This is a genomic window from Cedecea neteri, from assembly GCF_000758325.1.
Classification (GTDB): Bacteria; Pseudomonadota; Gammaproteobacteria; order Enterobacterales; family Enterobacteriaceae; genus Cedecea; species Cedecea neteri_B.
Window position 1 is genome coordinate 4507518 of the sequence record NZ_CP009459.1, and the last position, 24995, is coordinate 4532512.

The window sequence follows — 24995 nt, forward strand, 5'->3', positions numbered from 1 at the left end:
GTACGCTTAGAGAGACGGCGGCAGCAGACCGCCGTTTTTGCCTAAGTCACGCTTCACTTCCGTCAGTTCATCGCCTTTTTCATTGTGCAGATGCACTTCAAGCTGGTTGAAGGCGATGTTGATATTGTTTTCACGGCACAATCTGTCAATGGCGCGGTTCAGCTCATCCACGGTGATGCTGCGGTCGCGCAGTTCACGAACATACAGACGCAGTTCGTGGTCAAGCGTGCTGGCACCAAACGTGGTGAAGTACACCGCCGGTTCCGGGTCATGCATCACCCGCGGGTGTTCCATCGCCGCCTTCAGCAGGATCTCTTTCACTTTATCGAGATCGGATCCATACGCCACGCCGAGCTTGATCACCACACGGGTAATCGTGTCGGTCAGCGACCAGTTGATCAGTCGTTCGGTCACAAACGCTTTGTTCGGGATGATCACTTCTTTACGGTCAAAGTCGGTGATTGTCGTCGCACGGATGCGGATCTTACTGACGCTGCCGGAGAATGTTCCAATGGTGACGGTATCGCCGATGCGTACCGGGCGTTCAAACAGGATGATCAGGCCGGAAACGAAGTTACCGAAGATCTCCTGCAAACCAAAGCCCAGGCCCACAGACAGCGCCGCCGCGAGCCATTGCAGTTTGTCCCACGACACGCCCAGCGAGCCAAATACCGTCATCGCCCCAATCACGATAATCGCATAGTTGAGGATGGTGGTAATGGCGTAGGACGCTCCCTGGCGCATTTTCAGCCGCGACAGCACCAGTACTTCCAGCAGGCCCGGCAAGTTTCGAATCAGTGCCCAGGCGACCATCGTCGCCACTATCGCGAACAAGATGCTGCCCATGGTGACGTTTTTCATCACCGTGGCGCCGGCTTCGCTGCCGGTGTAGTGCCACAGCACGATGCTGTCGAGATAGGCAAAGACGGTAATTAAATCCGACCAGATGGCGTAAAACACCACGCCGAACAGGGCGAACATCAACAGCATGGTTAAACGCATGGTTTGCTGGTTGATCTGATCCAGCGCCAGCGGCGGCTCTTCGACCGGCTCTGCGCCCTCCGCCCCCTCTTTAACCATATTCTGGCGGCGAGCCAGCGCGCGGCGATAGGCAATACGGCGTGCCGCTACGCTCAGGCCACGGATCACCGTCTGGTGAATCAGGTTCCAGATAATCACCAGATAAACCGTGTCAATCCAGCGGTTAGCCAGGCGCAGCGTGGTATAGAAATAGCCGGTTGCCGTCAGCACCAGCAGCGCGACCGGGACAATGGAGAGCACGGTGATGGTCAGCAGCCGCATCGGATGGGACTCTTTGTCCCGCCAGTTGTCGCGACACATCGGGATAACCAGGGCGGTGATCAGCAGCAGGTTAAGGAAGATCATAAACTGCCCGAGCACATCGTCCATCAGGTTCAGCGGCGACATTTCGCCGACCACCGACCAGAACAGCAGCGGCAGTAAAGCAAAACTGATGCGCACGATTTGGCGACGATAATGGCGGGTCAGGTGCTCCGGCATGTTAAACCAGATCACGGCCAGGCCGCGGCTGCTCAAAATCCGCCAGGCCATGCCAAACACCAGCCAGAACAGCGCCAGCTCTTTGGCAAACGCCCACAGCAGCTCACTGATATTGAGCTGCATAAACAGCAATACCAGTCCCACCGAGAGAATGGCCATCGTCAGCGGCAGCACTTTCAGGAAGTTGAGCAAAATCGCTTTGGGCGTGTTGAGCTGGGTATCCGTTCGCAGCTGCCCGACTTCCGATGCCAGCTTAGCCAGTTGCTTGTCAATCCACTTATAGCGCCAGCGCAGCAGCCCAGCCAGCAGCATTAACGGCAGCGCGGTGAACAGCGACATAAACAACCCGTCCAGCACTTTGTGCCAGCTGATATCCAGCTTCATGCCTTTAATTTGATCGTGCAGCGCGCCCGGGAAGGATTTGATCCACTCCCAATTCATCGGTTTGTTACTGTTCACCCAAAAGATTTGCTGGGTCAGCATTTTCTTCAAGCTGCTGCTGACGCTCATCAGCTGCTGTTGGTTAATCTGCAGGTTAATCGCCATCATCAGCTGATTGCCCAGCTGCTTGTTGAGCTGGTCCAGCAGCTCACGACGCATATCCACCACCTGCATCAGCGCGTCGTGAACTTCGTCGTTAACCTCGTTTTTATGCCCTTCGACAATCTTGTCGACGTAGCTGTCGCTTTGGAACAGCGCATCGCGCTGCTGGTTGATGTCGAACTGCTCCAGACGCAGGTCGGCGATGCGGTTGGTGAGATCTTCCAGGTCGTCGGCAGACGGCAGCGTTTGCTGCTGCTGATAAAGAATGCGCGACAGCAAGAGGCTACCCTTCAGCACCGAGATTTGTTCTTTCAGATTACGTTCGGACTGCAGCGCACGATCGAGCCAGTTTTTCACGCGGATATTCCGCTGAACCAGCTCATTCCCGCTTTGGGTGGCGTTGATCAGCCGCTGGCTGAGCTGGTGGTTAACGTCCAGCTCCTGACGCACCAGTGGGTTATTCTGCACCGCGCTGGCATCAGCGTCATCCGGCGTGACGGCTTCCTGAGCCGTTTTTTCCGTCAACGTTAAACGTTTACTGTTAACCGCTTCCTGCAGCAGCTGAAGCGTATGTTCAAGCTGCCCGATATTGGCGTTGGTGTAGTCACGCTGTTTTTGCAGGGCATCCTGCAAGACGGTGTTGCCTTCCAGGCTTTTCCGCTGCTGTTCAATTTGAGTATTCAGCAGCGCCTGCTGCACCAGCAGCAAGTTTTGCTGGCTTGGACGCAGCGTAGCTTCACCCGGCGTGGTGCCGTTCAGCCTGTTACGCACCTGCAAAAGCTGCTGGGAGGCGCTGTACATGGCATTCTGCACGCGCTCAGGCTGGGTTTGCAGCGACACCAGCTGACTGTTCAGGGTGGATAAATCGTTGTTGGCCGACTGGAGCTGATCCAGCACGCTGGTCAGGCGGGTTTCCAACTGGCGAAGGGAAAGCGAACCCAGCGTTTTACGCGTCGCTTCGTCATCGGCCGGCGTGGTCAGCGAATTCAGCGCGTCGGTCGCCTGCTTCAGTTTGTCCGGTGCCTGGGCAACTATGGTTTTGAGCTGTGCCGTTTCCTGCTTCACGCGGTCGAGCTTGTCCAGCATCTCAAGCGTTTCGGTGAGATCTTTCTGGGTAAGCTTATCGTCAGGAGTCAGCGTTTTTTGCTTGTTCAGCGTGTCCAGCTGCGACTGCACCTCCGCTCTGGTCGGCAGATCGCCATTACTTTGCGCCGCCTGAGCCATGGAAAAAGGCAGCAGGACGGAAACAAACAAAAACAGGAAAAGAATGAATGCGGAACGGGAAGTCCGCGACAGAGCGTTGTGCTGCGTAGTCATGGTTGAGTCATTACGGTGCTGCGCATGTGGGTGCCAGCTAAAAGTAAAAGGCCACGGAAGACGCGCAGAATAACACGGCTTCGGGGCGCAGAATAGCAATCGCCCTCGGAGGAATCTCAAATGATTTATCGGGTGAATGGCAGCCGAAAGTTATGCTGGTTTGTTCAGCGTTGGGCTAAGCTGGAACATCTCCAGCAGGACGGAGACAAAGTCTGGCGCTTTAGCATGTAAATCAAAGGTTTCTGGCGCAACCAGCCAGTTCTCAATGAGCCCGGTAATGTAGCTGCGCATCAGCGTGACGGCGAGAGAAAGGCGCAGGCCTGCAGGTAACTTCCCCGCGTCGATGCAGCGCTGCAAAGCAGCCTCAATGCGTTCGTTTCCTTCCATGTAAAGCGTGCGCCGGGCCTGCTGTAAAACTTCAAGCTCACCGACAAACTCGCACTTGTGGAAAATGATTTCCGTCATTAAGCGTCGGCGCTCTTCTGTCACCGTTGCCTGTAGGATATAAATGAGTAATTCTCTTATCACAGACAGTGGATCGTCTGGATATTTTGCCCGATACTCAATCTCTAAGTCACCAATACTGGATTCGGTTAGCTCCCAGATCTCACTAAACAACTCCGACTTATTTTTGAAATGCCAGTAAATCGCACCACGTGTTACCCCGGCAGCCTGCGCGATATCCGCGAGCGAAGTCGCAGAGACGCCCTGCTGTGAAAACAGGCGAATCGCAACGTCGAGGATGTGCTGGCGGGTTTCAAGCGCCTGAGCTTTGGTTTTTCGTGCCATAAGTGGGTGAATTTACTTTAGTCAGATTTACATACATTTGTGAACGTATGTACCATAGCACGACGATAATATAAACGCAGCAATGGGTTTGTGGACATTTGATCCATTGAACAACTTTGAAATCGGACACTCGAGGTTTACATATGAACAAAAACAGAGGGTTTACGCCTCTGGCGGCCGTTCTGATGCTCTCAGGCAGCTTAGCGCTTACAGGATGTAACGAGAAAGAGACCCAGCAGAGTGCGCCGCACGCCCCGGAAGTGGGTGTAGTGACTCTGAAAAGCGCGCCATTACAGATTACTACTGAGCTTCCAGGACGCACCAACGCCTTCCGCATCGCAGAAGTTCGTCCTCAGGTTAGCGGCATTATTCTGAAGCGTAACTTTACCGAAGGGAGCGACATTCAGGCTGGTGTTTCGCTGTATCAGATCGATCCTGCAACCTATCAGGCTGCGTACGACAGCGCGAAGGGCGACCTGGCGAAAGCGCAGTCCAGCGCGAATCTCGCACAGCTGACCGTCAAACGTTATCAAAAACTGCTGGGTACCAAGTACATCAGCCAGTCTGACTACGACACGGCCGCAGCCACCGCGCAACAGGCAAACGCTGACGTCGTCGCAGCAAAAGCGGCGGTTGAAACTGCACGTATCAACCTGGCCTACACCAAAGTGACCTCGCCTATCAGCGGCCGCATCGGAAAATCCGCGGTCACCGAAGGTGCTCTGGTTACCAGCGGGCAAACCACCGCCCTCGCCACTGTTCAGCAGCTTGACCCTATCTATGTGGATGTGACCCAATCCAGCGATGACTTCCTGCGTCTTAAGCAGGAGCTGGCCGACGGCAAACTGAAACAGGAAAACGGTAAAGCGAAGGTCCAACTGATGATGAACAACGGTGTCGCCTACCCTCAGGAAGGCTCACTGGAATTCTCTGAAGTGACCGTTGACCAGACCACCGGGTCTATCACCCTGCGCGCAATCTTCCCTAACCCGGACAAAACCCTGCTGCCAGGGATGTTTGTTCGCGCCAAGCTGGAAGAAGGCGTTAACCCAAATGCCATCCTGGTTCCGCAGCAGGGGGTCACTCGTACTCCACGCGGCGATGCCTCCGCGATGGTCGTTGGGAAGGATGACAAAGTTGAAGTTCGCCAGCTGCAAACCAGCCAGGCGATCGGCGACAAATGGCTGGTTACTGATGGGTTACAAACAGGCGATCGCGTGATTGTTACCGGCCTACAGAAAGTAAAACCGGGTGTTCAGGTAAAAGCGCAGGAAGTTGCGGAAGACAATAAAGGCCAACAGCAACCCGCCGCAGGCGCGCAGTCAGAACAACCGAAGTCTTAACTCAAACAGGAGCCGTTAAGACATGTCTAAGTTTTTTATCGATCGCCCCATCTTTGCCTGGGTAATCGCCATCATTATTATGTTGGCGGGTGCGCTTGCGATCATGAAATTGCCTATCGCGCAGTATCCAACGATCGCGCCACCGGCAATTCAGATCTCGGCCAACTACCCGGGTGCAGATGCGAAAACGGTACAGGATTCAGTAACCCAGGTTATCGAACAGAATATGAACGGTATCGATGGCCTGTTATACATGTCCTCTACCAGTGATTCCTCTGGTACTGTTCAAATCACCATAACCTTCGATTCCGGCACCGATGCTGATATCGCACAGGTTCAGGTTCAGAACAAACTGCAATTGGCCATGCCGCTGCTGCCGCAGGAAGTACAGCAGCAAGGGGTTAGCGTTGAGAAGTCCTCAAGCAGCTTCCTGATGGTACTCGGTATGATCAGCACCGACGGTTCTATGAACCAGCAGGATATTGCAGACTACGTTGGCGCCACCATTAAAGACCCGGTCAGCCGTACCCACGGTGTCGGTGACGTTCAGCTGTTTGGTGCTCAGTACGCGATGCGTATCTGGATGGATCCGAACAAACTGAACAACTACCAGCTGACGCCGGTGGATGTGATCAACGCTATCAAAGCACAAAACGCCCAGGTAGCGGCAGGCCAGCTCGGTGGGACACCGCCGGTCAAAGGCCAGCAGTTGAACGCCTCCATCATCGCGCAAACCCGCCTGAAATCTGCAGAAGAGTTCAGCAAAATCCTGATGAAAGTGAATCAGGATGGGTCTCGCGTACTGCTGAAAGACGTGGCAAAAGTTGAGCTGGGCGGCGAAAGCTATGACGTTATCGCCCGCTATAACGGCCAGCCTGCTGCCGGTCTGGGTGTAAAACTGGCCACCGGTGCTAACGCTCTGGATACCGCCGAAGCGGTACGCGCCACGGTAGAAAAACTTCAGCCTTACTTCCCGGCGGGCCTGAAGGTTGTGTATCCGTACGACACCACACCGTTCGTTAAAATCTCCATTAACGAAGTGGTAAAAACGCTGGTCGAAGCTATCGTGCTGGTGTTCCTGGTAATGTATCTGTTCCTGCAGAACTTCCGGGCAACGCTGATCCCAACCATTGCGGTACCCGTGGTACTGCTGGGCACGTTCGCTATCCTGGCCGCCTTTGGCTACTCGATAAACACCCTGACAATGTTCGGCATGGTGCTGGCGATAGGCCTGTTGGTGGATGACGCCATCGTTGTGGTTGAGAACGTTGAGCGCGTGATGGTGGAAGATGGACTGCCACCGAAGGAAGCCACGCGTAAATCTATGGGCCAGATTCAGGGCGCACTGGTCGGTATCGCGATGGTACTGTCCGCGGTATTTATCCCGATGGCCTTCTTCGGCGGCTCGACTGGTGCTATCTATCGTCAGTTCTCGATTACCATCGTTTCGGCGATGGTGCTGTCGGTACTTGTCGCGATGGTTCTGACTCCCGCACTCTGTGCAACCATGCTTAAGCCAATCCCGAAAGGTCATCACGATGACAAGAAAGGGTTCTTCGGCTGGTTCAACAGAATGTTCGAGAAGAGCACGCATCACTACACCGACAGCGTCGGCAACATTCTGCGCAGCACTGGTCGTTACCTGGTGGTGTACTTGCTGATTGTGGTCGGTATGGGGCTTCTGTTCATTCGCCTGCCAAGCTCATTCCTGCCGGACGAGGATCAGGGCGTTCTGTTAGCCATGGCACAATTGCCAGCGGGGGCAACCCAGGAACGTACGCAGAAAGTGCTGGATGAAGTCACGGATTACTTCCTGACAAAAGAGAAAGCGAACGTTAACTCCGTGTTTACCGTTAACGGCTTCGGCTTCTCTGGTCGTGGTCAGAACACCGGTCTGGCGTTCGTGTCGCTGAAAGACTGGAGTGAACGTTCAGGGGAACAGAACAAGGTTCCGGCTATTGCTGGCCGCGCCATGGGTACCTTCTCGCAGATTAAAGATGCAATGGTCTTTGCCTTTAACCTGCCGGCGATTGTTGAGCTGGGTACCGCAACCGGCTTTGACTTCCAGCTGATTGACCAGGCAAACCTTGGCCACGAGCAGCTCACTCAGGCGCGTAACCAACTGTTCGGCATGATTGCCCAGCACCCTGACCTGCTGGTTGGCGTGCGTCCGAACGGTCTGGAAGATACACCGCAGTTCAAAATCGATATCGATCAGGAAAAAGCACAGGCGCTGGGGGTATCCATTAGCGATATCAATACCACACTGGGCGCAGCCTGGGGCGGTAGCTACGTCAATGACTTCATCGACCGTGGCCGCGTGAAGAAAGTGTATGTCATGGCCGAAGCGCCATACCGTATGCTGCCAAGCGATATCGGCAACTGGTACGTGCGTGGCTCTTCCGGCCAGATGGTACCGTTCTCCGCGTTCTCTACGTCACGCTGGGAGTACGGTTCACCTCGTCTGGAGCGTTACAACGGTTTGCCATCCATGGAAATCCTGGGCCAGGCAGCACCGGGTAAAAGTACCGGTGAGGCCATGGACATGATGGAACAGTTGGCGGCGAAACTGCCAACCGGCATTGGCTTTGACTGGACGGGCATGTCCTACCAGGAACGTCTGTCCGGCAACCAGGCCCCTGCCCTCTACGCCATCTCACTGATTGTGGTGTTCCTGTGTCTGGCGGCGCTGTATGAGAGCTGGTCAATTCCGTTCTCGGTCATGCTGGTTGTTCCGCTTGGCGTATTTGGTGCCCTGCTGGCCGCGACTATGCGTGGCCTCACTAACGACGTTTACTTCCAGGTTGGCCTGCTAACAACCATTGGCCTGTCGGCGAAGAACGCGATACTTATCGTTGAATTCGCCAAAGATCTGATGGAGAAAGAAGGCAAAGGCCTGATTGAAGCGACGCTGGAAGCCGTACGTATGCGTCTGCGTCCGATTCTGATGACCTCTCTGGCATTTATCCTCGGGTAATGCCGCTGGTTATCAGTACCGGTGCAGGCAGTGGCGCGCAGAACGCCGTGGGTACCGGTGTAATGGGCGGGATGGTGACCGCGACCGTGCTGGCTATCTTCTTCGTTCCGGTGTTCTTCGTGGTGGTTCGCCGCCGCTTCAGCCGCAAGAATGAAGATATTGAACATGCGCATGCGGTAGAGCATCACCAGTAAGCCGTTCAATCACATAACAAAAGGCCGCATGATGCGGCCTTTTTTATGAATACGGAAACCGGTTTCAGCATTGTTATTTCGGATTTCTTATTTCTACATTCACTTCTCTCTCCCGCATTATCTTCAACATAAATGCCGCCTCATTTCGGAGAAAATAACGCTTAAATGCTCGTTAATCCATGATTAACGAAACAACAAAAACCGAAGTGTTACATTTAATTGGGAATATTCTTACAAATTAATGCCTGATTTTTAGCCGGATACAGAATAGTCTTATAGATTGATTAACCAGCTGAAAGTTATAAGTATTACCCATTATGGGTTAATGTATCTCTGAGAATTTAAGTTAAAATTCATACTAAAGTTTTAATTCACATTTAGTAACGTATTCTCCTTTTTTAACTTAATTGTAATTTTTCGTTAGAGCCGCATGAAATCCAGGCAACATTGATTTATAGTTACAGCACATGTAATAATCGTGGCAACAGTTCTTCACCTAATCAGGTGTGTCCACCCCAACCCGTTGTGTTTATCATTTGGTTTACCGATAAAAGGGGCAGCACTATGGACGAATACTCACCAAAGCGGCACGACATCGCGCAGCTTAAGTTCCTCTGTGAGAGTCTGTATCACGATTGTCTGACCAATCTTGGTGAGAGCAATCATGGGTGGGTTAATGATCCTACATCGGCCATTAATCTGCAGTTGAATGAATTGATTGAGCACATTGCTGCATCGGCGCTTAATTATAAAATTAAGTATCCGGATGAGAGCAAATTGATTGAACAGATTGATGAATACCTGGACGATACTTTCATGTTATTTAGCAATTACGGCATTAACGCACAGGACTTGCAGCGGTGGCGTAAATCAGGGAATCGCTTGTTCAGATGTTTCATCAGTGAGAGTCGCGCTAATCCTGTAAGCCACTCGTTCTAAAAAATATTAAAATACTTAAGGCGAATTTATGACTACCAAGCTCACTAAGACCGATTATTTGATGCGCCTGCGGCGTTGTCAGACAATTGATACGCTCGAACGCGTAATAGAAAAAAATAAATATGAATTATCAGATAATGAACTGGCGGTATTTTATTCAGCAGCTGACCACCGTCTTGCAGAACTGACGATGAATAAACTGTATGACAAAATCCCACCTTCAGTGTGGAAATTTATTCGTTAATAATTGTCTTATTAAATAATATTTAAAATCACATTTTATCTTCTGTTATTGTCTGGTTTGTCTCAGTCGATGTTGCACAGGTTTGGATTAACGCCCGTTAATCTACCAGCGAAATACCGCCAGCACACCTCAACGCTAACCTTGCCGCGCCGCAGTCTGCGACGTGAGGTTTATCACGCTCAGGGAACGTACCCACTCTTTTCTTTCGAAATTCAGGTAGCCTTGCAGGCCACTGAAGAGGGAACCCGTGATGAATGAAGAAAAGCGTAAAATGATTGCCGGAGAGCTATACCGGCCTGGAGATGAAACCCTGCAGCGAGAAAGCCACAAAGCACGACAGCTGCTGCATCGCTACAACCATAGCTCGCCGGACGAGCAGGCATACCGCGATGAAATCCTCGCTGAACTGCTTGGCCAGAGTGAAGGTGCTTACATCGAACCCACTTTCCGCTGTGACTACGGCTACAACATCTACCTGGGTAAAAACTTCTACGCCAATTTCGAATGCGTCATGCTGGACCCCTGTCCAATTCGCATCGGCGACAACTGTATGCTGGCGCCTGGCGTTCATATTTATACCGCGACTCATCCTTTGGATGCCGAAACACGGAATAGCGGTGTTGAATTTGGTAAGCCGGTGACAATTGGCAATAACGTCTGGATTGGCGGGCGCGCGGTTATTAATCCTGGCGTCACCATTGGCGATAATGTCGTGGTCGGTTCAGGCTCGGTAGTCACCAAAGATATTCCGGCCAATTGCGTTGTGGCAGGTAACCCAGCGCGTATCATTAAGATGCTTTAAGGCGGGCAGACCTGTTAACTGTTATGGTTATTTTTGGCTTATCTGTTACTTTTTTGCCTGGCCTGTGGTTCTTAAAATAGTCTGGCCATGCGTACAACCGAAACAGAAAACTTAGAAGGCACACCATGTCAGAAATTCAGCGCCTGCTTACCAATACCATCGAACATCTGAATGAAACTGAAAAGCGCGATAACCGCCCACGCTTCAGTATCAGTTTTATCCGTAAGCATCCCGGATTATTTATCGGCATGTATATCGGCTGGTTTGCCACAATGTGGGTAATGCTGGAATCAGAAACCCTGGCGGGCTCAGTATGGCTGCTGGTCGTGCTGTTCGCGCTGATGAACGCGTTTTTCTTCTTTGACGTCAACCCTCGCTACCGCTATAGCGACATTGACGTTCTCGACCTGCGCGTTTGCTATAACGGCGAGTGGTACAATACCCGCAACGTGCCCACGGCGCTGATCGATGAAATTCTTAACTCCCCTGGCGTGGATGAAGAGCAAAAATCTTTATTGCACAAAATGCTCAATCGCAAAGGGGAACTGTCGTTTTATGATGTCTTCTCACTCACCCGCCAGCAGCCCGCGGGTGAGCGATAACCACTAGCGACGTTTCTTCCGTCCCTGCACCGCTTTAAAACGCGGATTAGATTTGCAAATCACATACAGCCGCCCCTTACGCTTCACAATCTGGCAGTCGGGGTGGCGCTGTTTTGCACTGCGAAGTGAATTCAATACCTGCATCTCTTAAGACTCCTTCCCGCCAAAGAACTTGCCGAAACGCTGCTGGAAGCGCGCCGGGCCGCCTTCATTGACGAAGACTTTCTGTTTGCCGGTGTAATGAGGATGCGAAGCAGAAGAGACTTCGATCGTCACGTAGGGGTAAGTCACCCCGTCCAGCTCAATCTCGCGGTCGGTTTTGATCGTCGAGCCCACTTTAAAATATTCATTTACGCTGGTGTCGTGAAACACCACGGTCCGGTAAAACGGATGGATGTCGCGCTGCATAAAAATCATTCCGATATGTTATAACGTAACAATAAAATAAAAGATGATTGGGCAAATTGCAAGCGGGGTTTAAACGGGAGAAAGGGGCAAAAAGAAACGGGCACCGCCTGGGTGCCCGCTGTGACTAGAGTCTAAATCCTGCGACGACTCGCTCAAGCTGGGTGGATTGTTCCGCCATCGAATGCGAGGCGGAAGAGACTTCCTGAACCAGCGCGGCGTTCTGCTGCGTGGTACTATCCAGCTGATTAATGGCCAGATTTACCTGCTCAATGCCGGTGCTCTGCTCGCGGCTGGAAGACATAATTTCGGCCATCAGCGTCGTCACGTTACGCACGCCCTGAGTCAGCTCTTCCATTGTGCTGCCAGCCTGATAAACCAACTCAGTCCCCAGATTCACATTGCTCACCGAATTTTCGATCAGCGCTTTAATTTCCCGTGCCGATTGCGCAGAACGTTGAGCCAGACTGCGAACCTCAGAGGCCACAACCGCAAAACCTCTGCCCTGCTCACCGGCTCGGGCAGCCTCAACGGCGGCGTTGAGCGCCAGGATATTGGTCTGGAAAGCGATGCTGTCAATCACGCTGATAATATCCACCACTTTGCCGGAAGAAGTCTGAATCGCATTCATCGTGCTGACGACCTGCTTCACCACTTCTCCCCCTTTCACCGCCACGCTGGAGGCTTCGCGCGCCAGCTCGTTAGCGTGGGCGGCGTTATCGGCATTCTGGCGAACAGTGCTGGTCAGCTCCTCCATAGAAGCCGCCGTTTGCTCAATCGAACTGGCCTGATCCTCGGTACGGGCGGAAAGATCCTGGTTACCCGTCGCAATCTGATGAGAGGCCGAAGAAATGGCCCGGGCGCTATCCCCAACCTGTCGCAACATGGTTTGCAGGTAACCGATCACGCCGTTAAAACTGTCGATAATGGCGTTAAATTCCGGGCTGCTGGTGGGCTCGAGGCGCTGCGTCAGGTCGGCGCCACCGGCGGAAAGCCGGCTGATGTTGTGGTTAAGCTCGCCCAGGCGACGCATCATATTGCGGACAAACAGCACCAGGATCCCGAGCAAAACGATCGCCATCGGGATCTGCACCACGCCAAGACGCAGCAGAATCGCGTCCGTTTGTTTGGTCAGTAGCGCGGTTGGCAGGTCAACCGCCAGAATCCACGGGCTACCTTTTACCGTCTGTAGAATAACGGTGTGCGAAGTGCCGTCGTTATCGTATTCATTCTCACTGCTCTGGCTGGCATTGAAACCGGGCAGCATGGCCTGAACCGCTTTCGCCATCGGCAGCGAGCCGCTCAGTTCAGAAAGATTCTTTAAGCCAGCAGTTTTACCAATCTGATCCGCGTTACCAACAACTTTACCGTCGGCTTCGATGATCAGCACCTGGCCTTTCACCGCCTCGCTCATCTGTTTGGCCAGTTGATTAAAGAAGCCCAGCGTCACATCGATGGTTGCCACGCCCCATGGCTGCCCCTCTTTGGTAATCGCCATGGCGCAGTTAGTCCGCGGCTGCGGGCTGGCATCATCCTGGTAGGCCTTTGCCCAGGCACATTGCCCTGCCGGAGAAGCCAGCCCGGCTTTGTACCACACCTGCTCATAGTAGTTAGGTGCGGCATCCGAGTTCCAGTAGGTATTTTCTTCAAGTTTATTGCTACCGTTGCGGGCAAAGAAAGTGCTGAACTTATTGCGCCCCGCCTCGCGTTTTTCCGGCAAAGGCCAGATGCCGCCGCCAAACACGTTCACATCCTGGTACTGATCCACCAGCGTCGGTAATAACTTATTAATATCATCGCTTTGCATCGCGGCTACGGACTGGGTAATGCTGCGCATCTGCGCCTGCACGCGGTTCATCTGCTCGGTAATATTGACCGCCACGTTATCCACTTCAAAGCGAATCAGCTGGGTTTCATTGCGCTTCAGCTGCGGCGTCACAAAAAAGTGAATCACTAGCGAAGTTACCGCAATTAACAACATGAAAAACAAACATAAAGAGGTAATAAATCGGGATTGTGTAGTTTTTAGCATGATGAAGATACCTGGTGGTAGAAAGCGAAACGCTTAGCAACCTCTTCGGCATAAAACCCACAAACTTAACTGCCGCCATACTTTAACTGCTCGTTAACTATTTCCAAATGTAATTAACTCCCAGTGAAATCCATAAGTTACCCCTATGCTTTGAAATATTTTGCAATGATTAGACTTTTCTCGTTTCCGCAAATGCTTAGAACCCCGCCGGGTCATACCTTAGAAGATAACAATATTGGGCGACGATTTTTGATTACGGCAAGGTAAGCGCTAACGCTACCCGACCGTATCCAGAAGGACATTGCCATGATGCTGCCCCGCTGTTGTGCCGAACTCAACGTAACCACTTCATCCAAGACCCTGATTACCGGAGTAAACTATGAGCACCAATCCAGGCCTGGCACTGCCGATTCTTGACCTGTCCCAGCTCAACGGCAGCGAAACTGACCGTTCAGCCTTCCTCAGCCAGCTGCGCTACGCCGCAAGAGAAATTGGCTTTTTCTACCTGATCAACCACGGCATCAGCCCTGACCTGCAGCAGGCGGTCCAGGACGAAGCCCGCAGCTTCTTTGCCCTCCCCGACGATGAAAAACAGCAGGTGGCAATGATCCACTCGCCGCATTTCCGTGGCTACAACCGCGCCGCCAGCGAACTTACCCGCGGCCAGCCCGACTGGCGCGAACAGTTTGACCTCGGCGCAGAGCGCCAGGCATTGCCGCCGGATGAATACGCCCCGGCGTGGCGTCGCCTGCAGGGGCCAAACCTTTGGCCGACCGCCAGACCTGAACTCAAACCCACGCTTTTACAGTGGCAAAGCGAAATGACCGCTGTGGCTTTAAAACTGCTGCGCACCTTTGCCGAAGCCCTGAGCCTTCCAGCCGATGCCTTTGACGACCTGTACGGCAATCTGCCCAACGAGCACATCAAGCTGATTCGCTACCCGGGACAGTCCGCTACGCAAAGCAGTCAGGGCGTGGGCGCTCACAAAGACTCTGGTTTCCTGAGCTTCCTGCTTCAGGATGAGAAAAAAGGCCTGCAGGTCGAAGTCTCACCGGATAACTGGGTTGATGCCCAGCCGCTGCCGGGCAGCTTTGTGGTCAATATTGGCGAGCTGCTGGAGCTCGCCACCAACGGCTACCTGCGCGCCACCGTTCACCGCGTGGTTTCTCCGCCTCAGGATGAAGAACGCCTGTCCATCGCCTTCTTCCTGGGCGCGCAGCTCAACGCCGTGGTGCCGGTTTATCAGCTCCCGGCAGCGCTGGCCCGCGAAGCCCAGGGGCCAGAAAGCGATCCGCAAAACCCGCTGCTGCGCGACGTGGGCTGGAACTACCTGAAAGGCCGCCTGCGCTCACACCCTGACGTGGCGGAACGCTATTACCCGGACGTCCTTCGTAACAGCAGTGAACTGATCGCTTAATAACACATTAAAATAAAAGGAAAATAACGATGAAAAAGACCGCTTTTAAACTGGCTGGCGTTGCTCTGTCACTGTCTCTGGCTTTCGCGGCACAGGCCGCAGATGCGCTGCGTGTCGCGGCAGATCCGGTTCCGCATGCGGAAATCCTCGCCTTTGTGCAGAAACTCGACCCTAACCTCAAGCTGAAGGTCGTCGAACTGAGCAACGGCGTTAACGCCAACGAACTGCTGGCGAACAGCGACGTCGACGCCAACTACTTCCAGCATGTGCCTTATCTGCGTGACCAGGAGAAAGCCCTCGGCAAAAAATTTGTCGTTGCCGCCACGGTACATATCGAGCCGCTGGGCATCTACTCGCACAAATACAAAGATCTGAAATCCATCCCGGAAGGTACGACCATCGCGGTACCGAACAACGTCACCAACCTCAGCCGCGCCCTTTACCTGCTCCAGGACAAAGGCCTGATCACCCTCAAACCGGAATTTAAAGACGCCGCCACAAACCAGGCAACGCCCAAAGACATCGCCAGCAACCCGAAGAAGCTGAAAATCCTGGAAGTTGAATCCCCGCAGATCCCCCGCTCGCTGGATGACGTAGGCCTGGGCGTGATCAACGGCAACTATGCGCTCGAAGCTGGACTCAGCCCGGCCAAAGACTCCCTTGGCCTGGAAAGCGCGACCCATAACCCCTACGCCAATATTCTGGTCACCAACCCGAATCTGGAAAACGACCCGCGTATCAAACAGCTGGCGAAAGACCTCGAATCCCCTCAGGTGGCCGAGTTCATTCGCAAGCAGTACAACGGCTCGGTGATCCCGGTAGAGACTAAGTCATGATCGCCCTTGAGCGGCTGAGCAAAGTGTACGCCGGAGAAGGCCGACCGGCGCTGGATGACATTAACCTTGTGGTCCCCGATGGCGCCATTTACGGCATTCTGGGCCGCAGCGGTGCCGGAAAAAGTACGCTTATTCGCTGTCTCAATCTGCTGGAGCGGCCCACCTCGGGCCGCATTATCATGAATGACCGGGACATCACCACGTTTAACCAGCGCGAGCTTCGCCAGCACCGCCAGCGCACCGGCATGGTGTTCCAGCATTTCAACCTGATTCACGCCCGCAACGTGGAGGACAACGTTGCCGTGCCGCTGGAAATCTCCGGCACGCCGCGTGAGGCTCGCCAAAAGCGCGTTGCCGAATTGCTCAACCTCGTGGGTCTGAGCGACAAAGCCAAAGCCTTTCCGTCCCAGCTTTCCGGCGGGCAAAAACAGCGCGTCGGCATCGCCCGGGCGCTGGCCGCCCACCCGGAAATCCTGCTCTGCGATGAGGCCACCAGCGCGCTGGATCCTGACACGACCGCCTCAATCCTGACCCTGCTGGCGGACATTAACCGCCAGCTTGGGCTGACTATCGTGCTGATCACCCATCAACTGGAAGTCGTCAAAGCGATTTGCGATCACGCGGCGCTGCTGGAGCACGGCAAATTAATCGAAAGCGGCCCGCTGTCTGAACGATTAGTAGACCCGTTCTCCAGATTACGCACTTCGCTGCTGCACGATACAGAGGCCGAACGCGAGTTCTTACGTCGCCACGGCGTGGAAGGGAGAGTCCTATGCGAAGTAGCATGAGTTGGGAAGATCTGTGGCCGCTGCTGCTGGACGGCACCCTCGACACGCTTTACATGGTGGGCCTGGCCGGGCTGTTTACCGTACTGATTGGGCTGCCGCTCGGTGTCCTGTTGTTCCTGACCCGCCGGGATGCGGTATTGCCCGCCCCCCGCCTGAATCAGGTACTCGGCAGCATCATTAACGTGGGGCGCTCGTTGCCGTTTATTGTCCTGCTTATTGCGCTGATCCCGCTGACCCGCATTATCGTTGGCACCACGCTCGGCAGCACCGCAGCGGTTGTACCCATCACCATCGGCGCCTTCCCCTTCTTCGCCCGCGTGGTCGAAAGCGCGCTGGATGAGGTAGACAAAGGCCGGATTGAAGCCATTCTGTCGATGGGCGGCAACGCCTGGCATGTGGTGAGTAAAGTACTGCTGCCTGAGGCGCTGCCTGCCATCCTGGCCGGCATCACGCTGACGATAGTCATGCTGATCGGCTTCTCTTCCATGGCCGGTGTGATCGGCGGCGGCGGTCTGGGCGACCTGGCCATTCGCTACGGCTACCAGCGCTTTAACAACCAGGTCATGGTCGGGACGGTGATCATCCTGATTGTGATGGTGCACCTGGTGCAAAGCCTCGGTGACCATTTAGTTCGCCGCCTGGCCCACCGCCGCTGATCCGCCCTGATGAACGCCCGGTGCCCTGCACCGGGCTTCCTTCTAATTCCCCCCTTTCGCTGATGTTCCAATCTGGATCACAAAACCACATTGTTAACGTTAACTATTGCGATTAACATCACATTTATGAAGCTTACTCTCTTCTCCCACTTAAAAGTTAACGTTAACAATACAGCCATTCAAGCATTCAGAGACTGCACACATGGCACTGACCAAACGCAATAAACACCACTATCTGATCCTGAGCGGGCTGCTGTTTACCTTTTTCTGGACCTGGTCATCGGCGTTTTCACTGATCGCCCTTTGGCTAAACCAGAAAATCGGCCTGAAAGGCGCGGAAACCGGGCTGATCTTCTCAATCATCGCCTTTACCGCCCTGTGTGCCCAGCCGCTGTACGGCTTTGTTCAGGACAAACTGGGGCTTCGTAAATCACTGCTGTGGGTGATAGGCGTCCTGCTTCTGATAAGCGGCCCCTGGTTTATCTTCGTCTGCACGCCCCTGCTGCAGATAAATATTGTCGCAGGTGCCATCAGCGTCGGGCTTTATGTCGGGGCAACCTTCTTCGCCGGGATTGGCGCACTGGAGTCCTACACCGAACGCGTCAGTCGCATCGTCGGCTTTGAATACGGAAAGTCACGCATGTGGGGCTCTTTAGGCTGGGCTGGCGCTACATTTTTTGCCGGGCTGCTCTTTAATCTCGATCCACAGCTGAATTTTTGGATGGGTAGCGCCTCAGCCTGCCTGTTTCTGCTGTTGCTGTGGCGCATGCGCGATATGCAACCCAACGCCCTCAGCGAACTGGAATACGGCAAAGCCAGCACGCTTACGCTGGCCGATGCCTTCGGGCTGCTGAAGCTCTCTCGCTTCTGGGCGCTGGTCCTTTTCGTTTGCGGCGTGAGCGTCTACAACGTTTACGATCAGCAGTTCCCGGTGTACTTCGCCTCGCTGTTTAACGACGTACAGCGCGGCAACGAAATGTTTGGTTTTCTCAACTCCTTCCAGGTCTTTCTGGAAGCGGGCGGAATGTTTCTCGCCCCAATGCTGGTCAACCGCATTGGGGCCAAACGCGGGTTGCTGCTCAGCGGCCTGATCATGGCGATGCGTATTTTTGGCTCCGGGATGGCAAGCGATCCGCTGACCATCTCCTGCATGAAGCTGTTGCACGCCGTTGAGCTTCCTATCCTGCTTATTTCAATGTTTAAGTACATCACCACGCAGTTCGATCAGCGACTCTCCGCCACGCTGTATCTGGTGGGCTTCCAGTTTATAACGTCGATTTGCGCTACCGTACTTTCTCCACTGGTTGGGCGCGGCTACGACCAGTTAGGTTTCGCGGACACCTACATGATTCTGGCCGGACTGGTTCTGGCACTCACGCTGACATCCGCTTTTCTGCTCAAAGACTCGGGCCCCAATAACGAACATCCTTCTTTAAATCTGACCACCAGGTAATGCTATGAATACCCCACTGAACAAGGCGCAATCCGCCTTAGAAACCCTGCAAACAACGCGCGGCAACGCCTTTTATCCGCTCTATCATTTGGCCCCGCCCGCGGGCTGGATGAACGATCCTAACGGCCTGATTTACCATAACGGGCTTTACCACGCCTTCTATCAGCACCATCCGTTCGATGAAAACTGGGGGCCAATGCATTGGGGCCATGCCACCAGCCGGGATATGGTTCGCTGGGAGCATCAGCCCATTGCGCTGGCACCTGGAGACGAATGGGATCGCGATGGCTGTTTCTCCGGCAGTGCGGTGGACGATAACGGTGTGCTCTCGCTGATTTACACGGGACATCTCTGGCTGGCTGGAGCCGGAAACGATAGCGCGATACGTCAGGTGCAATGTCTCGCCACCAGCGAAGACGGTGTTCACTTTAAGAAACAAGGCGTCATTCTTACCCCACCGCCTGGCATCAGGCATTTCCGCGATCCGAAGGTATGGCAACAGGATGGGACCTGGTGGATGGTCATTGGTGCCCGAGACGAGCAAGACCGAGGCAAAGTATTGCTTTATCGAGGCACTTCACTTCATGACTGGCAGTTAGATCGTATTCTCGCAGAAGCCAGCGCGGATATGGGTTATATGTGGGAATGCCCGGACTTCTTCCCGCTCGGAAAAAGCCAGATCCTGATGTTTTCTCCGCAGGGCATCAAGGCGAAAGGCTGGGCATACCAGAACTTGTTCCAGAGCGGCTATTTACGAGGGCGATGGCAACCAGGGAAAGATTTCATCGTTTATCAGCCGTTTGAAGAGATGGATCACGGCCACGATTTTTACGCCCCGCAGTCCTTTATCGCCGAAGATGGCCGCCGCATCGTGCTGGGCTGGATGGACATGTGGGAATCTCCCATGCTTTCTAAACGCGAAGGCTGGGCGGGTTGCCTTACCGTGCCGCGCGAGCTGTGCATGATGCCAAACGGCAAACTTTACCAAAATCCGGTTCACGAACTGGCCACGCTCCGCGCCGGGGAGCAATTAGTGTTGCCCTGCGTGCTGGATACGCAAAAGCAGATGTTGCACCCGAATGCGGAAGCCGTAGAGTTAGAGATAGCCTGGGAAGCCTGGCAAAGCACGGCTGAACGCTACGGCATTCGCCTGGGACAGGGTTGTGAGCTGTTTGTCGATGCATTGACGCAGCGTCTGGTGCTGTCACGCGGCTATCAGGATACGCAGTTGGATGGCAATCGCAGCGTGCCGTTATTGGAAAACGGCGACCTGCATCTGCGGATTTTTATCGATCGCTCTTCCATCGAAGTCTTTGTTAACCATGGCGAATATTGTCTTAGCAGCCGCCTCTACCCGCAGCCAGGGGAACGTCAACTGGAACTGTTTGCCAGCCACGGGAAAGCCTTATGCCGGGGCGGCACGCTGTGGCAATTGAACGCACTATAGCGAAACGCGCCTGACCAGAGGGCAAGGCAGCCGCTGGATGCCGCTGCTGGTCAACCCGTCAATTAAATGCAGTGCCGCCTGGCGACCAATGGCTTCATGCGGCAACTGAACCGTCGTCAGCGGCGGAAGGAACAAATCACCGATCCCTACCTGGTTATCAAATCCAAGCACAGCCACCTGCTCAGGAATTGCCACGCCCTGCGCCAGTAGCGTCTGCCAGGCCACAAAAGCGATGCGGTCATTACCGCACACCAGCACATCGAAATCCGCTTTTCCTTGCTGGCAATGTGCCAGAACAAGCCCGGCCAATTCAGGATAATGGCTATCGCCCCACTGCATGTGATACTGCCTCACCGTATCAACGTCGAGCCCGGCTTCACGCCAGGCCTGCTCGAACCCATCCCGACGAGAACCGCTGGCAAGCGCCTCTTCGGGCAGCCACAGGCAAAGCGGACGGCGGTATCCCCGCTCAATCAGATGGCGAGTGGCCTGGTACTGCCCGTTAAAATCATCCGGAATGTAACTCGGTAAATCAGCATCGTCACTAATACAGTTAGCCAGCACCACCCGGTGGGTTTTTAGTACCGCAGGGAGCTCAACGTGCCGCAGCCCCATAGAGGTAAAAATGATGCCGTCCGGCCGCTGAGCCAGGAGCTGATTGACCGCCCGCTCGGCGTCGTCAGCAGAAAGGATATTAATGAGAAAACTGTTCCAGCCTCGCTCACGTGCAGTCTGCTCAATGGCCAACAGTATTTCTACAGAATAGGGCGTGGTGGCAGTGTCCAGCGCCAGAATACCGATTGTCGATGTTTTAACACCTTTGCTTCGGATCTTCCGGGCGGAATAGTCCGGCACATAATTCAGCTCATCAATGGCCCGCTGTACCCGCTCCCGGGTCGCCGGGCTAACGTGTTCAGCCTGATTAATGACCCTGGAAACGGTCATCAGCGACACGCCCGCCAGGGTTGCAACATCTTTCAGAGAAGCCATATCCAATCATTCAGCACGAGAGAAAAACCGATAGTAGCGGTTTTTACACGCTTTTTCTCGACGAGAATGTGTTTGTCTCTTTCTCACGCACCAGCACGGTGGTCAGTATGAAAGAAAGTCCCAGCGCCAGCGCCACGCCCAGCAGGGCGAAGATAAAGTACGGGCCAATATAAGCGGGCAGGCTGAAGATACTCGACAGAATATAGCCGTACAGCCGCACGCCGAAGAATGCGATGAAGGCCGAAGCGATCGAACTGGCAACCGTGGCGGCAATAAACGCTTTCTTGTAGCGGGTTAACACGCCAAACAGCGCCGGTTCGGTAATCCCCAGCAGCGCGGAGATCCCCGCCGACAGTACCACCGAGCGATCGGCTTTCGACTTGCTCTGCCGCCAGATGGCAAATGTCGCCCCGGCGATAGCCATGTTGGCCATAAACATCATCGGCATCAGCATGTCATAGCCGCGATCGGTAAAGTTTTGCAGCGCAATCGGCGTCATGGCGTGGTGCATTCCGGTCAGAATGGCTATCGGGCGAATTGCGCCCACCACCAGCCCGGCAAAGCTCGCGGAAATCCCGAACAGCCCTTCAATAAACCAGGCCAGCCCTTTCCCCAGATAAATCCCCAGCGGGCCAATCATCACCAGCGCTACCAGCGCGGAAATGAATAACGTCAGCGTCGGGGTAAACACCGTTTTCAGCACATCAGGCATGATGCTGTCCACCCAGCGGTGGATATAGCTCAGCGCCAGCACCGAGAAAATGACCGGAATGACGCTTGAGGCGTAGTTAAACACCGAAACCGGGATCGCATTCAGAAAATAGAAAGCATCCACCGCGCCCGCCTGATGCGTGGCCAGCACTTTCGCCGCTTCAATCAGCGACGGATACATGAAGCAGGCTGCCACCGCCGCCGCGAGGTATTCGTTCGTTTTGAATATTCTGGCTGCGGAGATCGCGAGGAAAAACGGCAGGAAGTAAAACACGCCGCTGGCGATGAGATCGATAACGATCACCGTATCGCTTTTGGCCGAGATCAGCTTGAGCGCCACCAGCCCGGCCAGCAGACCTTTGATCATCCCTGCCCCGGCAATCGCCGGGACAATCGGACCAAATACGCCGGAAACCGTATCCATAAACAGCGACACCAGGCTCTTACGCTCTTTTTTGCCAGCAGGTGAAGCCTGAGCCTCTTTTGCACCGCCAAGCAGCGCCGTCAGTTGCTCATACCAGCTGTTCACCTGCGGGCCGATGATTATCTGAAACTGATCGCTTTGCGTCTGCGCGCCCAGCACGCCGGGCAGCTTTTTGATCTCCGCCTGGTTCACTTTATTATCATCAATTAAATCGAAACGCAGACGCGTCATGCAGTGCCAGACTTTATTAATATTATCCGTCCCGCCGACCAGACGAATAATAGAAGCAATGACGTCACGACTCCCCATGAATAACTCCCCGGTGTTGGTTTATTGTTATGTGTTGCTGCCGCCGATGGTAGAGAATCAAAAAATTAAAAACAAACCAATGAAACATGACTAGCGTCACAAACAGCCAAAACAAAAGAACAATAACAGTAATTGGTACGGTTTTATCGCCTTTAAAAGTGAAATAACTGACCAATAAAAAAGAGTCAAAAAAAGCGTTTACCGCCGGGGAAAAATAGGGTGATAGTAATAGCAGAACTTAATTCACTGCGTTTATATCAGCCTGACGGTGGAGCTTTCTCGTGCTACCCACAATTATCGAAAATATTGAATGTTTTATCACTAAACCGGATCGGCATAACCTGGTCACGGTGCGCGTCACCACCAACAAAGGCGTGACCGGCCTCGGCTGTGCCACCTTCCAGCAGCGGCCGCGGGCGGTAAAAACCCTGGTCGATGAATACCTCAAGCCACTGTTAATTGGCCGGGACGCCAACCACATCGAAGACCTGTGGCAAATGATGACCGTCAACGCCTACTGGCGAAACGGCCCAATCATGAACAACGCCGTCGCCGGCGTGGATATGGCGCTGTGGGACATTAAAGGCCAACTGGCGAATATGCCGCTGTACCAGCTTTTAGGCGGCAAATCGAAGGATGCCATCGCGGTTTACAGCCACGCCGCCAGCGAAACGCTTGCAGGGCTTTATCAGGAAGTGGATAAGCTGCTGACGCAAGGATACCGCTACATCCGCTGCCAGCTGGGGTTCTATGGCGGCACGCCCCAGAGCATGCACCAGACCAAAGATCCTACGCCCGGGGCGTATTACGACCAGGACGAGTACATGGCAAACACGGTGGAAATGTTCCGCGCATTGCGTGAGAAATACGGCCACCGCTTTCATATTCTGCACGACGTTCACGAACGGTTATTCCCGCAGCAGGCTATTCAACTGGCGAAAGCGCTGGAGCCTTACCAGCCGTGGTTTATCGAGGATATTCTGCCGCCACAGCAAAGCGCATGGCTGGAACAAGTCCGCCAACACTCTTCCGTCCCGCTGGCGATGGGCGAACTGTTCAACAACCCGGCGGAATGGCATGACCTGATCGTGAACCGCCGCATCGATTTTATTCGCTGCCACGTTTCGCAGATTGGCGGGATCACCCCGGCGTTAAAACTGGCGGTGCTCTGCCAGGCCTTTGGCGTGCGCCTCGCCTGGCACGGGCCGCCGGATATGACGCCGATTGCGGTTGCGGTGAATACGCATCTGAACATTCACCTGCATAACGCGGCGATTCAAGAGTTTATTCCCGTCAAAGAGAACACCGCCGCCGTGTTCCCCGGCGCTCCATCGGCGGAGAAAGGCTATATGTACCCGCTGGAAAAACCGGGCATTGGCGTAGGCTTTGACCAACAGCAGGCGGAACGCTTCCCGGTGGAATATCGCCCGCACGAATGGACGCAAAGCCGACTGCCCAACGGCGCAATCCATACGCCTTAAGACGTTTTACGGCGGGCCAGATTGGCGTGATTGAAGGGGATAACATAGGTGCAGGAATAGTTGATATCGACGATATCGCTGATTTCAAACACCCGCCCCCCTTCCAGAATACCGCGGTTGCTGATCTGCATCGCGGGCTGGCCCTTCTTGCATTCGAGCAGTTGGGCCTGCTCTTTATTGACCACCACGGCCTGATAGCGGGTCAGTAAATGCGAAATACGAAACCCCTTGCTCAGAACATACTGCTGCAATGAGCTTTCAATCACCTTCTGGTTGAGATCGGGGAAGTCTTTAGCCGGCATACGCGACGTTTCAATCTGCACTTTTTGCTTATCCACCAGCCGCAGGCGGCAAAACTGCCAGATAAACTCCTCGGCACCGAGACCAAAAACCTGCTGCTCGTCGCGGTCGGGCAGCTTTTTATGCAGGCTAACCAGACGAAACGAAATACGGTCGAAAGACTTTTCGGTAATCGAGTTATACACCAGCGGACTGTTGCGCGCCTGTTCGTTGATCCAAATCCCGGAACCCTGAATGACGGAGACCACGCCAATGCTGACCAGTTTTTCCAGCGCCTGGCGAATCGTGAAGCGCGAAACCCCATACTCTTCAGCCAGCTGCCGCTCCGGGGGCAATTTGCGCGGGCCAGGCTCACTGTGCTGATAAATTTTGCTCAGTAAATCCTGGGTCACAAAGTCTTTCTTTTTCATCGCGGGCTCCTAACCTTTGCGCTGAAACATAACATTCTGAACGCCGTTGAACTATGATACCTCGT

The 24995-nt window shown here is 54.0% G+C and carries 20 protein-coding genes and 1 pseudogene; 13 read left to right on the forward strand and 8 right to left on the reverse strand.

Annotated elements, in window-relative coordinates; translation table 11 throughout:
* Positions 1-6: 6 nt before the first annotated feature.
* Positions 7-3381: a mechanosensitive channel MscK gene (gene mscK, locus LH86_RS20995; protein WP_039305518.1), complete on the reverse strand. Its 3375-nt coding sequence runs from the start codon at positions 3379-3381 to the stop codon at positions 7-9.
* A 150-nt stretch (positions 3382-3531) separates the two neighbouring features.
* Entirely contained in the window at positions 3532-4170 is a 639-nt protein-coding gene (acrR, locus tag LH86_RS21000; protein ID WP_039305521.1) for a multidrug efflux transporter transcriptional repressor AcrR, read from the reverse strand.
* A gap of 143 nt (positions 4171-4313) precedes the next feature.
* Here acrR and LH86_RS21005 point away from each other — a divergent pair, with 143 nt between their 5' ends.
* The 6 genes and pseudogenes from LH86_RS21005 (at position 4314) to LH86_RS21030 (ending at position 11271) form a co-directional block, all read left to right on the forward strand.
* The gene (locus LH86_RS21005) at positions 4314-5513 is read left to right on the forward strand and encodes an efflux RND transporter periplasmic adaptor subunit (RefSeq protein WP_039295998.1); all 1200 of its coding nucleotides are present in this window, start codon (positions 4314-4316) and stop codon (positions 5511-5513) included.
* 22 nt (positions 5514-5535) lie between these two features.
* A pseudogene (gene acrB / locus LH86_RS21010) lies at positions 5536-8684 on the forward strand (multidrug efflux RND transporter permease subunit AcrB).
* A 564-nt stretch (positions 8685-9248) separates the two neighbouring features.
* Complete coding sequence (gene tomB, locus LH86_RS21015; protein ID WP_008460297.1) at positions 9249-9623, forward strand: Hha toxicity modulator TomB; 375 nt, start codon at positions 9249-9251, stop codon at positions 9621-9623.
* A 28-nt stretch (positions 9624-9651) separates the two neighbouring features.
* Positions 9652-9867 (forward strand): HHA domain-containing protein, encoded by a 216-nt coding sequence (locus LH86_RS21020; protein WP_008460299.1) that lies wholly within the window; start codon positions 9652-9654, stop codon positions 9865-9867.
* Between the two features lie 250 nt (positions 9868-10117).
* Entirely contained in the window at positions 10118-10669 is a 552-nt protein-coding gene (gene maa, locus LH86_RS21025; RefSeq protein WP_039305524.1) for a maltose O-acetyltransferase, read from the forward strand.
* Positions 10670-10794: 125 nt separating this feature from the next.
* The gene (locus LH86_RS21030) at positions 10795-11271 is read left to right on the forward strand and encodes a YlaC family protein (RefSeq protein WP_008460303.1); all 477 of its coding nucleotides are present in this window, start codon (positions 10795-10797) and stop codon (positions 11269-11271) included.
* A gap of 3 nt (positions 11272-11274) precedes the next feature.
* Here the strand turns inward: LH86_RS21030 and ykgO are convergent, their stop codons facing one another.
* The 3 genes from ykgO to LH86_RS21040 all read right to left on the reverse strand — a co-directional run bounded on the left by ykgO (position 11275) and on the right by LH86_RS21040 (position 13708).
* The gene (gene ykgO, locus LH86_RS22360; protein WP_003859006.1) at positions 11275-11415 is read right to left on the reverse strand and encodes a type B 50S ribosomal protein L36; all 141 of its coding nucleotides are present in this window, start codon (positions 11413-11415) and stop codon (positions 11275-11277) included.
* 3 nt (positions 11416-11418) lie between these two features.
* Entirely contained in the window at positions 11419-11679 is a 261-nt protein-coding gene (locus LH86_RS21035; RefSeq protein ID WP_008460319.1) for a type B 50S ribosomal protein L31, read from the reverse strand.
* Positions 11680-11803: 124 nt separating this feature from the next.
* Positions 11804-13708 (reverse strand): methyl-accepting chemotaxis protein, encoded by a 1905-nt coding sequence (locus tag LH86_RS21040; RefSeq protein WP_039305527.1) that lies wholly within the window; start codon positions 13706-13708, stop codon positions 11804-11806.
* Between the two features lie 379 nt (positions 13709-14087).
* Between LH86_RS21040 and LH86_RS21045 the strand changes: the two genes are divergently transcribed.
* The 6 genes from LH86_RS21045 to LH86_RS21070 all read left to right on the forward strand — a co-directional run bounded on the left by LH86_RS21045 (position 14088) and on the right by LH86_RS21070 (position 20305).
* Positions 14088-15125: an isopenicillin N synthase family dioxygenase gene (locus tag LH86_RS21045; protein WP_039305530.1), complete on the forward strand. Its 1038-nt coding sequence runs from the start codon at positions 14088-14090 to the stop codon at positions 15123-15125.
* Between the two features lie 29 nt (positions 15126-15154).
* Positions 15155-15961, forward strand: a complete 807-nt coding sequence (locus LH86_RS21050; RefSeq protein WP_039305533.1) for a MetQ/NlpA family ABC transporter substrate-binding protein — start codon at positions 15155-15157, stop codon at positions 15959-15961.
* Complete coding sequence (locus tag LH86_RS21055; protein WP_081943040.1) at positions 15958-16749, forward strand: methionine ABC transporter ATP-binding protein; 792 nt, start codon at positions 15958-15960, stop codon at positions 16747-16749. The genes LH86_RS21050 and LH86_RS21055 overlap by 4 nt, the downstream gene beginning before the upstream one ends.
* On the forward strand, positions 16746-17405 hold the full coding sequence (locus LH86_RS21060) for a methionine ABC transporter permease (protein ID WP_166864839.1): 660 nt from the start codon (positions 16746-16748) through the stop codon (positions 17403-17405). Before LH86_RS21055 ends, LH86_RS21060 begins: the two co-directional genes overlap by 4 nt.
* A gap of 202 nt (positions 17406-17607) precedes the next feature.
* Positions 17608-18858 carry an oligosaccharide MFS transporter gene (locus LH86_RS21065; RefSeq protein ID WP_039305536.1) on the forward strand — a complete coding sequence of 417 codons (1251 nt, stop codon included), beginning with the start codon at positions 17608-17610 and terminating at the stop codon, positions 18856-18858.
* A 4-nt stretch (positions 18859-18862) separates the two neighbouring features.
* Entirely contained in the window at positions 18863-20305 is a 1443-nt protein-coding gene (locus LH86_RS21070) for a glycoside hydrolase family 32 protein (RefSeq protein ID WP_039305539.1), read from the forward strand.
* Here the strand turns inward: LH86_RS21070 and LH86_RS21075 are convergent.
* Both LH86_RS21075 and LH86_RS21080 read right to left on the reverse strand, forming a co-directional pair.
* Entirely contained in the window at positions 20300-21295 is a 996-nt protein-coding gene (locus LH86_RS21075) for a LacI family DNA-binding transcriptional regulator (protein WP_039305542.1), read from the reverse strand. The genes LH86_RS21070 and LH86_RS21075 overlap by 6 nt on opposite strands.
* 43 nt (positions 21296-21338) lie before the next feature.
* Positions 21339-22739 (reverse strand): PTS transporter subunit EIIC, encoded by a 1401-nt coding sequence (locus LH86_RS21080; protein WP_039305544.1) that lies wholly within the window; start codon positions 22737-22739, stop codon positions 21339-21341.
* Between the two features lie 281 nt (positions 22740-23020).
* On the opposite strand from LH86_RS21080, the gene LH86_RS21085 reads away from it, so the two are divergent.
* Positions 23021-24220 (forward strand): enolase C-terminal domain-like protein, encoded by a 1200-nt coding sequence (locus LH86_RS21085; protein ID WP_039305547.1) that lies wholly within the window; start codon positions 23021-23023, stop codon positions 24218-24220.
* Here LH86_RS21085 and LH86_RS21090 read toward each other — a convergent pair.
* A complete protein-coding gene (locus LH86_RS21090) occupies positions 24217-24930 on the reverse strand; it encodes a GntR family transcriptional regulator (protein WP_039305550.1) in 714 nt (237 codons plus the stop codon). The genes LH86_RS21085 and LH86_RS21090 overlap by 4 nt on opposite strands.
* Positions 24931-24995: the final 65 nt, after the last annotated feature.